This is a genomic window from Bacteroides sp. An322 (genome assembly GCF_002161765.1).
In the GTDB taxonomy this organism is placed as follows: Bacteria; Bacteroidota; Bacteroidia; order Bacteroidales; family Bacteroidaceae; genus Phocaeicola; species Phocaeicola merdavium.
Genome location: NZ_NFIN01000020.1, coordinates 14600 through 29084, shown reverse-complemented (window position 1 = coordinate 29084; position 14485 = coordinate 14600). Strand labels below are relative to the sequence as shown.

At 43.1% G+C, this 14485-nt stretch carries 13 protein-coding genes; 7 read left to right on the top strand and 6 right to left on the bottom strand.

The genetic code is table 11. From position 1 onward, the window contains the following. Positions 1 to 37 precede the first annotated feature (37 nt). The 6 genes from B5F91_RS10850 to B5F91_RS10825 form a co-directional block, all read right to left on the bottom strand. The gene (locus B5F91_RS10850) at positions 38 to 913 is read right to left on the bottom strand and encodes a DNA methyltransferase (protein WP_204244685.1); all 876 of its coding nucleotides are present in this window, start codon (positions 911 to 913) and stop codon (positions 38 to 40) included. Further along, positions 910 to 1431: a hypothetical protein gene (locus B5F91_RS10845; protein ID WP_087429145.1), complete on the bottom strand. Its 522-nt coding sequence runs from the start codon at positions 1429 to 1431 to the stop codon at positions 910 to 912. Before B5F91_RS10845 ends, B5F91_RS10850 begins: the two co-directional genes overlap by 4 nt. A 9-nt stretch (positions 1432 to 1440) precedes the next feature. Further along, the gene (locus tag B5F91_RS10840) at positions 1441 to 2301 is read right to left on the bottom strand and encodes a type II restriction endonuclease (protein WP_087429114.1); all 861 of its coding nucleotides are present in this window, start codon (positions 2299 to 2301) and stop codon (positions 1441 to 1443) included. 6 nt (positions 2302 to 2307) lie between these two features. Next, a complete protein-coding gene (locus B5F91_RS10835) occupies positions 2308 to 3219 on the bottom strand; it encodes a DNA adenine methylase (protein ID WP_087429113.1) in 912 nt (303 codons plus the stop codon). Between the two features lie 349 nt (positions 3220 to 3568). Then, positions 3569 to 4564: a GNAT family N-acetyltransferase gene (locus B5F91_RS10830; RefSeq protein WP_087429112.1), complete on the bottom strand. Its 996-nt coding sequence runs from the start codon at positions 4562 to 4564 to the stop codon at positions 3569 to 3571. Positions 4565 to 4583: 19 nt separating this feature from the next. Next, on the bottom strand, positions 4584 to 5402 hold the full coding sequence (locus B5F91_RS10825) for a 1-acyl-sn-glycerol-3-phosphate acyltransferase (protein WP_087429111.1): 819 nt from the start codon (positions 5400 to 5402) through the stop codon (positions 4584 to 4586). 313 nt (positions 5403 to 5715) lie between these two features. On the opposite strand from B5F91_RS10825, the gene rsmH reads away from it, so the two are divergent. From rsmH to B5F91_RS10790, 7 genes are read left to right on the top strand one after another with little or no spacing between them, the layout of a single operon-like run. Then, on the top strand, positions 5716 to 6636 hold the full coding sequence (gene rsmH / locus B5F91_RS10820; protein ID WP_087429144.1) for a 16S rRNA (cytosine(1402)-N(4))-methyltransferase RsmH: 921 nt from the start codon (positions 5716 to 5718) through the stop codon (positions 6634 to 6636). A gap of 12 nt (positions 6637 to 6648) precedes the next feature. Beyond that, entirely contained in the window at positions 6649 to 7002 is a 354-nt protein-coding gene (locus B5F91_RS10815) for an FtsL-like putative cell division protein (RefSeq protein ID WP_087429110.1), read from the top strand. 6 nt (positions 7003 to 7008) lie between these two features. Then, on the top strand, positions 7009 to 9156 hold the full coding sequence (locus B5F91_RS10810) for a penicillin-binding protein (RefSeq protein ID WP_204244684.1): 2148 nt from the start codon (positions 7009 to 7011) through the stop codon (positions 9154 to 9156). A gap of 14 nt (positions 9157 to 9170) precedes the next feature. Further along, complete coding sequence (locus tag B5F91_RS10805; protein WP_087429109.1) at positions 9171 to 10625, top strand: UDP-N-acetylmuramoyl-L-alanyl-D-glutamate--2,6-diaminopimelate ligase; 1455 nt, start codon at positions 9171 to 9173, stop codon at positions 10623 to 10625. A 12-nt stretch (positions 10626 to 10637) separates the two neighbouring features. After that, positions 10638 to 11906, top strand: a complete 1269-nt coding sequence (gene mraY, locus B5F91_RS10800; protein WP_087429108.1) for a phospho-N-acetylmuramoyl-pentapeptide-transferase — start codon at positions 10638 to 10640, stop codon at positions 11904 to 11906. Positions 11907 to 11915: 9 nt separating this feature from the next. Then, positions 11916 to 13250, top strand: a complete 1335-nt coding sequence (gene murD, locus B5F91_RS10795) for a UDP-N-acetylmuramoyl-L-alanine--D-glutamate ligase (RefSeq protein ID WP_087429107.1) — start codon at positions 11916 to 11918, stop codon at positions 13248 to 13250. Between the two features lie 3 nt (positions 13251 to 13253). Next, positions 13254 to 14483 (top strand): FtsW/RodA/SpoVE family cell cycle protein, encoded by a 1230-nt coding sequence (locus tag B5F91_RS10790; protein ID WP_087429106.1) that lies wholly within the window; start codon positions 13254 to 13256, stop codon positions 14481 to 14483. Positions 14484 to 14485: the final 2 nt, after the last annotated feature.

Here is a 14485-nt window from a genome sequence, read left to right as displayed (position 1 = left end):
TATTTACCTGAAGAAACGTATCAGATGAAAACGCTTATCAAAATGGCAAATCATAACTGAAAGTATTTTCTTCTTTCACTGAAAGCAGTCTTTTCCTGTCCAAAAGTGCAATATCTTTAATCTTCTTGCGAAAAAGAGTGAAGTTTGATATTTGCTCTATCTCTTTCTTGCGGTTTTGGCTAAGGATGAGATATTCTTCTTCTTTGTCAATTCCCAAGAAACGTCTGCCCAATAAGTTGGCTGCAATGCCTGTGGTACTGCTTCCGGTGAATGGGTCAAGAATCCACGCACCGCTGTGGGTTGATGCCAAAACAATGCGAGACAACACAGACAATGGTTTCTGTGTGGGATGTTTTCCGCATGATTTTTCCCATCGGGCAATGGCAGGCAGTTGCCAAACGTCCGTCATCTGTTTATCTTCATTGATTTGCTTCATCACTTCATAATTATAGCAATGAGGGACTTTAGGTGATTTCCGTGCCCAAATGATGAACTCCGTGGAATAGGTAAAATAACGGCAGGAAATATTGGGCGGCGGATTGGTCTTTGCCCATGTTACGACATTCAAGATCTTGAAGCCCAATTCTGTCAATATATTGGCAATGGAAAAAATATTGTGGTAGGTCCCGCTAATCCAGATTGTCCCGTTATCTTTCAGTTTCTCACGACATTCCTTTATCCACGCCCTGTTGAACGAATCCACGTATTCCGGCGTTCCGCCCTTGTCCCATTCACCTTTATCCACGCATACGACTTTCCCGCTCTGCACGCTTATTCCGCCATTACTTAGGAAATAAGGCGGGTCAGCAAATATCATGTCGAACTTGAAACTGAATTGCTTCAACAGTTCGATGCAATCGCCGTGGAGGAGGGTGAAGGTGCGGTCGGGGGAACGGAAATAAGGGACAATCATAAAGAAGATATAATTTCTTGATAAGTTTTCCACGACATTAACCGTCCTTCACCATTGGGGTAATTGACATCCTCCTGTCCCCAAATCCATTTATATGCTTTTATTAAAGCTTCGGGAGATTCACCAGATGAAAAATGTAATGCACGTATATCATTTATAAAATTAGCAGGTTCTTCTCCATTATAAGTTCTTTCCATTAAAAGCAAAAATTTCTTTGCTTCAGCCTTATTTTCTTGAACCTTACCTTGAATATCGTTTAAAATTTGCTGGTGTGATATCTGCCAAAGATTCTCGTTATTCGGATCATATATGAAGACTAAAAAATCCTCCTTTTTAGGCCTCCCATATACAGTTTTACCACCAGGTTTTGTTATAACAATCTTACGTCCATCAGAGAGTTCTTCTACCTCATATCCACGATAAGGCAGATTGATGAGTTTTTGCGCAAAAGTTGCTTTATCTGCATTATCAATACGGATTTTCTCTAAATTAATGCTATGTTGATATATATTTTTCATTGCCATTATTTATTTCATTATTTTACTGATAATTCCATTCTCCATGTCATTGATATTGTAGATATGTTCCAATACATCAAAAGTCTCTTCCAAATTATGCCGGGCACTATTCCAGCCTTGTCCATCAGTAAACCAAACAAAAGTAAAATCTGCAAGGTCTCTTGTTTCCAATGTAATGGTTTTATAGCTTCTTGCCGTTTCATTCAACTTGGAACCGTTACTTCCATAAAAATTTGTTTCTATGCCATATATCATTGAAGGAGTTTTTATAACAAAATCGAATCGTTTTTCAGCTTTCCCCTGATTGGATATGGCGGATAAGTCAATATCCCATTTTTCTTCAATATCGTGAATGTACATTTCTTTAAAGTATGTAGTGTCTTTTTCAAAGCCAGCTTTCTGGATAAAAGACTCGACAAGATTTTCCATCAAATGACCGCCCCTGTTTTTCCTTCCGTTGGAGTCAAGACCTGTTTCTACACCGGTAACATAATCAACAAGACTTCCTATGATGCGATTTTCAAGCAAGTTAAATATGCCTGTTTTGCGCATAAATGTCTTGTATTGCTCTATGCTATAATTCATTTTCTTGAAATTGTAACAGAAACTGCCTTCTTCATCAATTGTCTCAATATCCATCTCACGTTTGGCGATCAAGATAGGAATACATTTCAAGATATTGGGATATGTAGTCAATAATTTATCAAACTCTTCTTCGATATTCTTACTGCCAATGAGGGAATTCATTATATTCAGTTCTACCTTAATGGCATCAACATTAGCAAAGACTTTATCAAAGTCTGTGTAATATTGATAATTAGCAATACTTGTGCGAAATTGCGCAAGCCAGTTATTAAAATCTCTTTTCATAACTTCTCATCTATAACTTACATTGATATTAGAAATCATTAGTTCTGACAACTTACCTCTTTTATCCGGGTTAGCATTGACCATTCGTGTTGCCATTACTCTTCGAATATTATAAGCATGATATATTTCATCAAAGAAATTATCATTTTCATCTTTGCCTTTTACATCCGAATTGCTCAAAATGAAATTGGCTTTATGGGCTGATATTTGGTGGCAAAAATCACGTAATCTTATTTGTTCGTCGTCGTCAAATTCCTCTTTCGCATACGAGTTAAAGGAAGAAGTCTTGCTCAATGGCTTATATGGAGGATCGAAATAAAACAATGCATTTGGTGCAGCATAAGCTATCGTCTCTGCAAAATCGCCACATAATATTTCGACATTTTGTAAAACCTGAGAATCAGCCCAAATAGTTTCTTCATCGCAGATTTTAGGATTGGCATATCTTCCGTGAGGGACATTGAATTTTCCTTTGGAATTTACTCTATACAAGCCATTAAAACACGTTCTATTCAAGAAAATGAATAATGCAGCAGTTTCTATATCCGACAAAGAAAAGGAGTTGTATATATCACGCCTGTTCAAATAGAAGTTTTTCCTTTCTTCCTCATTTAAAGGTATATATTCACTTTGAAAAGACTTCAATAGTTCGATAAGTTTATTAGGATATTCCTTAATAACCCGATATGTAGTAATTAAATGGGGATTTATATCATTGATTATAGCCTTTTTAATATTGGGGAATTGCTGTAATATCCAAAATAACACAGCACCACCTCCCACAAAAGGTTCCACATAGATAATATCCTTCTTTTGTGAGAAATCTGTTGGCAAAGCACGCTTGATGTCTTCCAAAAGTTGCGTTTTCCCGCCTACCCACTTTACAAATGGTTTTGCTGATGTATATGTTTTGTTCATTTTTTATGTGATTATCATTTTAGTACAAAAATATAAAATGCCTTGAAACAAGGCAAATCTTATTATATTTTCTTTAGTATGGACTTTATTCTTTCAGATTTATCTCTTATAAAAATAAGCCGGAAGATGTAATACGCTTTGAAAAAAGACGAAAGAAATAGCATTGCCAAACTCATTAGGGTAGGATTGCTGTTTCATATAGGTAGGATTGCAATTTTATACGGGTAAGATTGCAGTCCTACCCTAGTGGGATTTATGCAGGACTGAGAAGGGGAGGACTGGATATTGGGTTAGGCACAAAAAAACCACCGCTTGCGGGCGGTGGCTCACTTTCTTTCTCTGTTATTTATCAGGCTTTCTCCGTATCTTTGGATACAACCGGATTGGCTCCCGATGTTAATTGCAATGCTTCGGGGTGCTCGCGAAGGTAAGATTCGATGTGGCGTACACGCTTTTCCTCTAATATCTCGTCTACCGCAATCAGGATGCCGGTTTCCTCCACCATGCCGAATCCATCGTTGATAGCGGTGCCGAACATACGCATCGTAGGCGAGAGGCTCATGTAAGCGTTGACCAATGGCGGGATGTTATAACCTAATTTGCGCACCTCGCGGTTCAGTACCCGATAGTCTTCTTTGAATGTATCGTAGCAGAAGATTTCCTTCAATACCGCCTCGTCCGTTTCTATTTTCAACGGTTCCATGGGCGTAATCAGGTTATCTTTATCCGTGAAATGCTTTTTTAGGAAATACAGAATCATATCGCGTCCGAAACGGCTGTAGTTGGGATACATCGTCATTTTGCCGAAGAGGTATTTTACGTTCGGCTTCACCACCGTGAGCGCACCCAGTCCGTCCCATAAGTTATCGAGGGCAAACAAGCCTTTCGAGCCTGCCCGTGTCGACTGGTATTCGAGGGTCACGAACGAACGTCCCAGTTCGATAGTGGTAGGAAGGTATTCTTTCAGGAACTTTTCCGAGAAATTGAACATGTGGGCAGTGGCAAGTATCGGATGTCCGTGTTCATCAAATTCCACTTCATTACCCAGCAAATAGCGGTATCCTCCCAAAATCTCCTCAGCTTCGGGATTCCATACAATCAGTTGCTGGTATGGATTTTCCATCAAGTCATATTCGTCCAGGTCGACGGGCTCTCCCGTGCCTCCCCCTGCCGCACGGAAAGCAATTTCACGCAAACGCCCGATTTCCTGCAATGTGTTCGGCGCGTTCTTCCAATTTACAATGTAAATTTCGTTGTTGCTCTTGTTCGTCGATCTTAACCGCTTATCAGGGGTCAGTTCCGACTTCAGCAATTCCCGGTCAACCGGTGCAATAATCTCTTTCATATATGTTTTTGTGTAATGATTACAATTTATATACCAAGTCCCGTACGTATGCCGCCCATTCGGCAGGTGTCTTCGACTTATTGAAGGTCTGCCAAGGAATCGGTTTTCCTATCGTGACCTTGAAGGTCTTATGCCGGTTCTTGAACATTTCATCCGCCAAATACAGCATCGCGATATTAAAGCGTATCCCCAAGAACTTACAGATATTCGCCAGATTATAGAAGAAATTCGAGTTTCTTCCTTCAAAATGAATGGGCACCACATCCCGTTGGGTTTCCACGCTCTTAGTTACAAACGCCTTTTTCCAATCCAAGTCCTGAATCACTCCATTCCGGCGGCGCGAACAGATTCCGGCTGGAAACATGATGATGTGACTATCCGAACGGAATCCGGCTTCTACCATGCGGGGGAAATCGCGCGATTGGGACCCCGTCTTGTTAATTGGGATACACAAGGGAGCCAGCCCGTGGAGGTTCATCAACAGGTCGTTTACCAGATACTTGATGCGCCCGTCATAATGCTTCCCCAACACATATCCTAGGGCTACCCCGTCTTGTCCGCCTAGCGGATGATTGGACACAAATGTACACAAGCCTTCTTTGGGCAGATTCTCCAGCCCTTCCACTTCCAGTTTCACATCCAGAAAATCCATACAGGCAGCCAAAAAGTCAACCCCTACCTTGTCTTTCACACCAGTCAGGAACCCGTTAATTTCATCCTGATGAACAATGCGTTTCAGGTATGACACCAAAAATGGAGGGACGTATTTCGCCTTCTTCCCAGCCTTTTCCTTCAAGATTTTATCAATGTCTATTAAAAAAATCGAATTATCTGCCATTGCCTTATTATAGATTTCTGTGCAAATGTAATTTTTCTTTTGGAAAGTTGCTCATTCTGACACAAGAAAATGCAACAAGAATCATAAAAAAATAGCAAACCGAAATTAAAACGCAACAAAACTGCACAAGAACAAGTGTCGGTGTGCAACTTTTAAAGTCGAAAACCGCTTTTTACTTACCCATTCAACACCTGTTGATAACTTCTTCAAATATTTTTCCTAAACCTTGTATCCTATTTGTCCTAAAATGTGTAATTTTACCCCCTCATAGAATAATAAGGTGAAAAGACAGAAAAATAAGGAGCATACAACGATGAACGAAGATACTCAGACATACCATATTCCCGTACTGCTGAATGAAAGCGTTGACGGCATGAACCTGCATGAAAAAGGCATCTATGTTGATGTCACTTTCGGAGGGGGAGGGCATTCGCGTGAAATCCTGCGGCGTATGGATGACGGAAGCCGTCTTTTCGGTTTCGACCAGGACGAGGACGCCATGCAAAACGCTCCGGAAGACAAGCGTTTTACTTTCGTGCGGAGCAATTTCAGGTACTTGCGCAATTTCCTGCGTTATTACGGCGTGGAGCAAGCTGATGCCATTTTGGCAGACTTAGGGGTGTCTTCGCATCACCTGGATGATGCAAGCCGTGGGTTCTCTTTCCGCTTTGACGCTCCATTGGATATGCGGATGAACAAACGTGCTAAACTGACCGCCTCGGATGTAGTAAACACCTATGACGAAAGCAGGTTGGCGGACATTTTCTATCTCTATGGCGAAATGAAGAACAGCCGGCGCCTTGCCTCCGCATTGGTAAAGGCGAGAGCGCAAAAGCCTATCGCCTTAACGGGAGATTTGATAGATATTGTAAAGCCTTATTGTCCCAAAGAACGCGAGAAAAAAGAATTGGCTAAGATATTCCAGGCACTCCGCATCGAGGTAAATCATGAAATGGATGCCTTGAAAGAAATGCTGCAAGCCGCGATAAGCGTCCTCAAACCGGGCGGAAGGCTGGCGGTAATTACTTACCATTCGCTGGAAGACCGTATGGTCAAGAACATGATGAAAACCGGAAATATCGAAGGGAAAGTCGAACAAGATTTTTTCGGCAATTTCCGTGCTCCCTTGCGTGCGGTTGGAAAACCGATTGTGCCCAACGAAGACGAAATAGCCCGCAACCCCCGTTCGCGAAGTGCGAAACTGAGAATAGCAGAAAAAGTGGAAAACGGATAATTGAATACAGATATGGCAAACAACGAACATACAGAACAACCCAAACGACCTCATATTACGTTCAAGAGCATAATGGGAGGGGATATTCTTGCTCATAAATTCCTCAGAAGGCAAACCAATCTTGTGATATTGATTGTCATCTTGACTATTTTATACATCGACAACCGCTATACCAGCCAGCAAGAACTGATTGAGATAGACCGGCTGAAGAAAGAATTGACCGACATTAAATACGATGCCCTTACCATTTCATCGGAACTGACAGAGAAAAGCCGCCAGTCGCGCATCGAAGAATATCTGGAGACCGAAAATACGGGATTGCAGACCGCTACAACCCCTCCGTATGTCATTAAAACTGATAAATAACAGATTATGATACCGGGAATTAAAAATATCATGCTGCGCTACACGTTTATTGTAGTGATTATGCTGACCTTAGCGGTGCTTATTATCGTGAAGGCTGGATTCATTATGTTCGCCGAACGGCAATATTGGAAGGATGTAGCCGACCGTTTCATTAAAGAAAACGTAACGGTTTCGCCTACACGCGGAAATATTATCTCTTCCGATGGAAAGCTCATGGCAAGCAGCTTGCCCGAATATAAGATTTACATGGATTTCCGTGCCGGAGGATATCAGAAAAGCGATACGCTTCTCACCAATCACTTAACGGAAATATGCCAAGGCTTACACGAGATATTTCCAGACAAGAGCGCACAAGAGTTCCGCAAGCATATCTTGCGCGGGAGACGCCAAAAGAGCCGTCATTACTTGCTTTATCCCAAGCGGATTTCGTATATCCAATACAAGCAGGTAAAGCAACTCCCCGTGCTTTGCTTAAGCCCGAATCAAGGCGGTTTGCACGAAGAGAAGTTCAACCAGCGAAAAAAGCCATTCGGCTCATTGGCTATGCGTACTTTGGGAGATATGTTCCCGGATATGGCGCAAGGGGCAAAGAACGGTTTGGAACTGACTTACGACTCTATCCTGAAAGGGAAGGAGGGTGTCACACACCGCCAAAAAGTGATGAACAAATATTTGAATATTGTAGACCAACCTCCCATAGACGGATGTGATATTATTACGACCATTGATGTGGATATGCAAGATATAGCCGAGAAAGCTCTGGTAGACCAATTGACCAATCTGGAAGCCTTATCGGGTGTAGCTGTCGTCATGGATGTGAAAACCGGCGAGGTGAAAGCCAATGTCAATATGACACGGGGCAATGATGGGCATTATTACGAGATGCGCAACAATGCCGTGAGCAATCTCATGGAACCCGGTTCGACCTTTAAGACCGCTTCGATTATGGTGGCTTTGGAGGATAAATACATCACGCCCGATTATGTGGTGGATACCGGAAACGGCATGGTCAATATGTATGGAAGCTGGATGAAAGACTGGAACTGGCACAGAGGAGGATATGGGGCGATAGACGTAACCCGTATCTTGGAGGTATCATCCAATGTCGGCGTATCGAGCATCATTGATAAATTCTACAAGAAAGACCCGCAAAAGTTTGTAGACGGATTGAAGCGGATGAGCATAGACACTCCATTGCATTTAGGGTTCGTGGGTGAAGCAAGCCCGCGGGTATGGGGACCGAAAGAAAGGAAAAACGTCAAAGGTGCGGTGTGGAGCCGTACTAGTTTGCCTTGGATGAGCATCGGATACGAAACCATGTTCCCGCCCATTTATATCCTGAACTTCTACAACGCTATAGCGAATGACGGGGTTATGGTGAAACCCAAGTTTGTGAAAGCCATTGCCAAGGACGGGGAGGTATTGCAGGAATTCCCGACCGAAATTGTCAATCCGAAGATTTGTTCGGATACGACACTCACCATGATACGCACTATCCTGCGGAAAGTCGTATCGCAAGGACTGGCAAAACCTGCTGGAAGTACCCAGTTCTCAGTAGCCGGTAAAACGGGTACTGCCCAGATATCACAAGGGACTGCAGGATACCGTGCCGGAGGAGTAAGCTATCAGGTCAGCTTTTGTGGATATTTCCCCTCGGAAGCCCCGAAATATAGCTGCATTGTGTCAATCTTGATTCCGCACGGACCGGCTTCCGGAGGTTTGCAGGCGGGAAGTGTCTTCAGCCGCATTGCGGAACGCATCTATGCTAAGCATTTGTACCGCGATTTGGCATACGCCAAAGATTCTACCGCCGTATTTGTTCCGAAAGTCAAAGACGGGGATATCGAAGAAGCGGCATACGTATTGCGGACATTGGATATTCCGGGGAATAGCGGAATAATTCCTGCATCCAATGAACCGATTTGGGGCAAAGCGACAAGTACGTCCCAACATGCCAATTTGAAAACGACTAAACTGAACAATAAATTAGTACCCAATGTAGTGGGAATGGGAGCTAAAGATGCGTTATACCTATTGGAAAGCAATGGCTTGAAAGTCCATTTGTCGGGCATAGGCAGAGTAAACAAGCAAAGCATTCCGGCTGGCACAACCCTCCGGAAAGGGCAGACCATTACCCTTACATTAAGAAATTAGAAAGGCAACACAACATGAAATTAGCAGAAATTATCAAAAACGTTACGGTGAATGAAATCATCGGGGATGCGGAACGGGAAATCATGGATATCCAAATCGATTCCCGTTTGAGCAAGCCCGGAAGTTTATTTGTGGCTATAAAGGGCACACAAACCGACGGACACGCCTATATACAAAAAGCAATTGAGAACGGAGCGTGCGCTATCGTATGCGAACAACTCCCCGAAGAAATCCGACAGGACGTGACATATATCCGGCTTACTGATACTGAAGGGGCAGTAGGGAAATTGGCTACTGTCTTCTATGGCGACCCGACATCGAAACTGGACTTGATTGGTGTAACGGGAACGAATGGGAAAACAACCATTGCTACCTTATTATATAAGATGTTCCGCCGGTTCGGCTATAAAGTGGGATTATTATCCACCGTATGTAATTATATCGATGACGAAGCCATCCCAGCCGACCATACCACGCCCGACCCTATTACGCTTAACCGTTTGCTGGGGCGCATGGCGGACGAAGGATGCAAATATGCCTTTATGGAGGTGAGTTCGCATGCCATAGCCCAACATCGTATAGCTGGTTTGCGCTTTGCGGGAGGCATTTTCACTAACATCACACGCGACCATTTGGACTATCATAAGACTTTCGAGAATTATCTGAAAGCCAAAAAGGCATTTTTCGATAACTTGCCTAAAACCGCTTTCGCCTTGACTAACCTTGATGATAAAAACGGGAAAGTCATGGTACAGAATACCAAAGCCCGCATTGCGGCTTACTCCTTGCGGACGCTTTGTGATTTTAAAGGAAAGGTATTGGAAGACGGATTTGACGGCATGTTGCTTGATATTAACAACCGGGAAGTGAATGTCCAGTTTATCGGACGCTTCAATGCTTCGAATTTGCTCGCCGTATATGGAGCGGCTTGCCTTTTAGGAAAGCAACCGGAAGATGTATTGCTGGCATTAAGTACTTTGCGCCCTGTAGCCGGACGATTTGATGCACTCCGTTCACGTAAGGGATATACCGCAATTGTTGACTATGCCCATACACCGGATGCTTTGGTGAATGTCTTGAATGCCATTCACGAAGTGTTGCGCGGGCAAGGCAGAGTGATAACCGTAGTAGGTGCAGGTGGAAATCGGGACAAAGGGAAACGCCCGCTTATGGCACAAGAAGCTGTCAAACAAAGCGATAAGGTTGTCATTACCTCAGATAATCCGCGTTTTGAGGAGCCGCAAGACATCATGAATGATATGCTTGCCGGATTGGATAAGGACGATATGAAGCATGTTTTGTCTATTGTAGACCGGAAAGAGGCAATCCGTACAGCCTGCATGTTGGCTCAACCCCAAGATGTGATTCTGATAGCCGGAAAAGGACACGAGAACTATCAGGAAATCAAAGGCGTGAAACATCACTTCGATGATAAAGAGATTGTAAACGAGATATTTGCGAACGAATAATCCGAGGAAGTTATGCTATACTATTTATTCCATTACTTAGAACAGTTTGATTTCCCCGGAGCGCGGATGTTCGGGTATGTCTCGTTCCGCTCTTTAATGGCGGTTATTTTATCCTTGCTCATTTCAGCTATCTTTGGGGAGTATTTTATTAACTTGCTGAAGCGGAAACAAATCACCGAGACTCAACGCGATGCGTCTATCGACCCCTTTAATGTCAATAAGACGGGAGTGCCTACCATGGGAGGCATCATCATCATTGTGGCAGTGTTGATTCCGTGCCTTTTATTGGGTAAGCTTCATAACATTTACATGATATTGATGCTGATTACTACGGTTTGGCTGGGCACGTTGGGATTTTTGGACGACTATATTAAGGTATTCCGTAAAGATAAAGAAGGACTGCATGGTAAGTTCAAGATTATCGGACAAGTCGGCTTAGGGTTGATAGTCGGTCTGACCCTTTATTTAAGCCCTCAGGTAGTTATCCGTGAGAATGTAGAAATACAACGTGACGGGCATGTAGTAGACGTGGTACATAAAAGTCAGGACGAAAAATCCACCAAAACCACTATCCCGTTTTTTAAGAACAATAACCTTGATTATGCCGATATTGTAGGCTTTATGGGCGAACACGCTCAAGCGGCGGGGTGGATTTTGTTTGTCATCATTACGATATTTGTGGTGACCGCTGTATCTAACGGAGCTAATCTGAATGACGGTATGGACGGAATGGCGGCGGGCAATTCTGCTATCATCGGAGTCACGTTAGGCATATTGGCATACGTGTCGAGCCACATCGAATATGCCAGCTACTTGAATATCATGTATATCCCCGGAAGCGAGGAACTGGTTATTTTCATTTGTGCACTTATCGGTGCGTTAATCGGTTTCCTTTGGTACAACGCTTTCCCTGCCCAAGTGTTCATGGGCGATACCGGAAGCCTGACTATCGGAGGAATTATTGCCGTATTTGCTATCATTATCCATAAGGAATTGCTTATCCCGATTTTGTGTGGTGTATTCTTGGTCGAAAACTTGTCGGTTATCCTGCAAGTGCGCTATTTCCAAAAAGGGAAGAAGAAAGGGGTGAAGCAGCGCATTTTCAAGCGCACGCCTATCCATGACCATTTCCGGACTACGGTGGCGCAATTAGACCCTACGTGCAAATACTTGATAACAAGTCCGCAAAGCGTATTCCATGAATCGAAAATTACCGTGCGCTTTTGGATTGTAACCATAGTATTGGCAGCTATTACGATTATTACATTGAAGATTAGATAAATACATACAATGACAAAGAGAATTGTTATTTTAGGAGCTGGAGAGAGTGGCACGGGTGCCGCTGTACTGGCAAAGAAGCAAGGGTTTGATACTTTTGTTTCAGACATGTCGTCTATCAAAGACAAATACAAGGCAATGCTTGACGAGAGAGGCATTCCTTGGGAAGAAGGGCATCACACTGAATCGCTTATCCTGAATGCCGATGAGGTGATTAAAAGTCCGGGTATTCCGAATAATGCACCTATGATTCTGAAACTGAAGGAGCAAGGTACGCCCATTATCTCCGAAATTGAATTCGCGGGCAGATATACGAATGCCAAGATGATTTGTATTACCGGAAGTAACGGGAAAACCACTACCACTTCGCTTATTTATCACATTTTTAAGAAAGCGGGTCTGAACGTAGGACTTGCCGGAAATATCGGGCAAAGCCTTGCTTATCAGGTGGCAGAATGTAATTACGATTATTATGTCATCGAACTGAGCAGTTTCCAATTGGATAACATGTATAAGTTCCATGCCAATATCGCCGTATTGATGAACATCACGCCCGACCATTTAGACCGCTACGATTATAAGATGCAGAACTACATCGATGCCAAGTTCCGCATCATCCAGAACCAGACCGATAACGATGCTTTCATCTTCTGGAACGATGACCCTATTATCCGGGAAGAGCTGCACAAATATGGTATTCATGGGCAATATTATCCTTTTGCCGAGAAGCGTGAAGACGGATTGGCGGCTTTTACAGAACAAGATAAGGTGTATTTCACTAAACCTATCGAGTTCAATATGGAACAAGAAGAACTGGCACTTACCGGTACGCATAACTTATTCAACTCCATGGCGGCTGGCATTTCCGCCAACATTGCCGGCATTCGCAAAAGCTGCATCCGTGAAGCGTTGAGCGACTTCAAAGGCGTGGAACACCGATTGGAGAAAGTGGCACGGGTGCGCGGAGTAGATTATATTAACGACTCAAAAGCCACCAATGTCAACTCGTGCTGGTATGCCCTGAAAAGCATGAAGACCAAGACTATCCTCATTTTAGGAGGAAAAGACAAAGGAAACGATTACAATGAAATAGCTGATTTGGTGAGGGAGAAATGTTGCGGACTTATCTTCTTAGGCTTGCATAATGAAAAACTGCATGCCTTTTTCGATGGTTTCGGACTTCCTATTGCCGATGTGCAAAGCATGAAAGATGCTGTAGATGCTGCTTACCGTATGGCAAAGAATGGCGAAACGGTATTGCTCAGTCCCTGTTGTGCAAGTTTCGACCTTTTCAAAAGCTACGAAGACCGAGGCGACCAGTTTAAAGAATGCGTGAGAAAACTATAAATTATGGATTTACTTAAAAACCTCTTTAAAGGCGACAAAGTCATTTGGATTATTTTCCTTTTGCTTTGTCTTGTGTCCGTTATTGAAGTGTTCAGCGCATCCAGTACGCTGACCTATAAAAGCGGAGACCATTGGCGACCCATTACGATGCATATCGTGCTTATGGCAGTAGGTGCTATTGTTGTACTTATTGTCCATAACATCCCTTGCCGTTGGTTTAAGACATTCATTTTGTTGCTTCCTATATCATGGATACTGCTTATTAGTGTATTTGTAATTGGTGCCTTCACCAATGGAGCACGCCGTTGGATTGACTTGGGCTTTTTTCAGTTTCAACCTTCTGAAGTGGCGAAAATGGCAACTATTATCTCTGTTGCCTATATTTTGTCACGTATGCAGGAAGAAAAAGAAGCCAATCCTAAAGCATTTCGTTATATTTTGATTATTACAGGTGTCAGTTGCTTGTTTATCTTTACAGAAAATCTCTCAACTGCAGTCTTGTTAGCACTTAGTGTATTCTTGATGATGTATATAGGACGTATTCCGTTCCGGCAATTAGGCAAATTGCTGGCTGTAGGTGTAGGCGCACTCATCATCGGGTTGGCTACAATTAAGTATGTGCCTGCTGACACATGGGACAAGATTGGAATTCATCGTATGGTCACTTGGCAAAGCCGTCTGAATAATCATTTCGATACTTCTATTGTTCCTCCAGAGAAGTTCGATATCGACGGGGATGCCCAGATAGCCCATGCTAATATTGCTATTGCCACCAGCAATATTTTGGGTAAAGGACCGGGGAATAGCGTACAACGCGATTTCTTGTCGCAAGCTTTTTCTGATTTTATTTATGCCATTATCATTGAAGAATTAGGACTGGTAGGAGGCACTATTGTCGCTTTTCTCTATATTTGGTTATTAATGCGCATTGGTAAGATAGCCCGGAATTGTGATAAGCCTTACTATGCCTTCTTGGTCATGGGTATTGGTTTTCTTTTAGTGACTCAAGCCATGTTCAACATGCTGGTAGCGGTAGGCATCATGCCTGTTACGGGGCAACCGCTCCCGCTCATCAGTAAAGGCGGAACTTCCACCCTTATTAATTGTGCTTACATAGGCATGGTACTTAGTATTAGCCGGCATGTTAATGAACTAAAGAAACAAGAGGCGCAAGCCGCACAAGCTGCTATCGAAAAGCAGGAGGAGCAAATTCAGGAAGCTAATTTGAATTGATA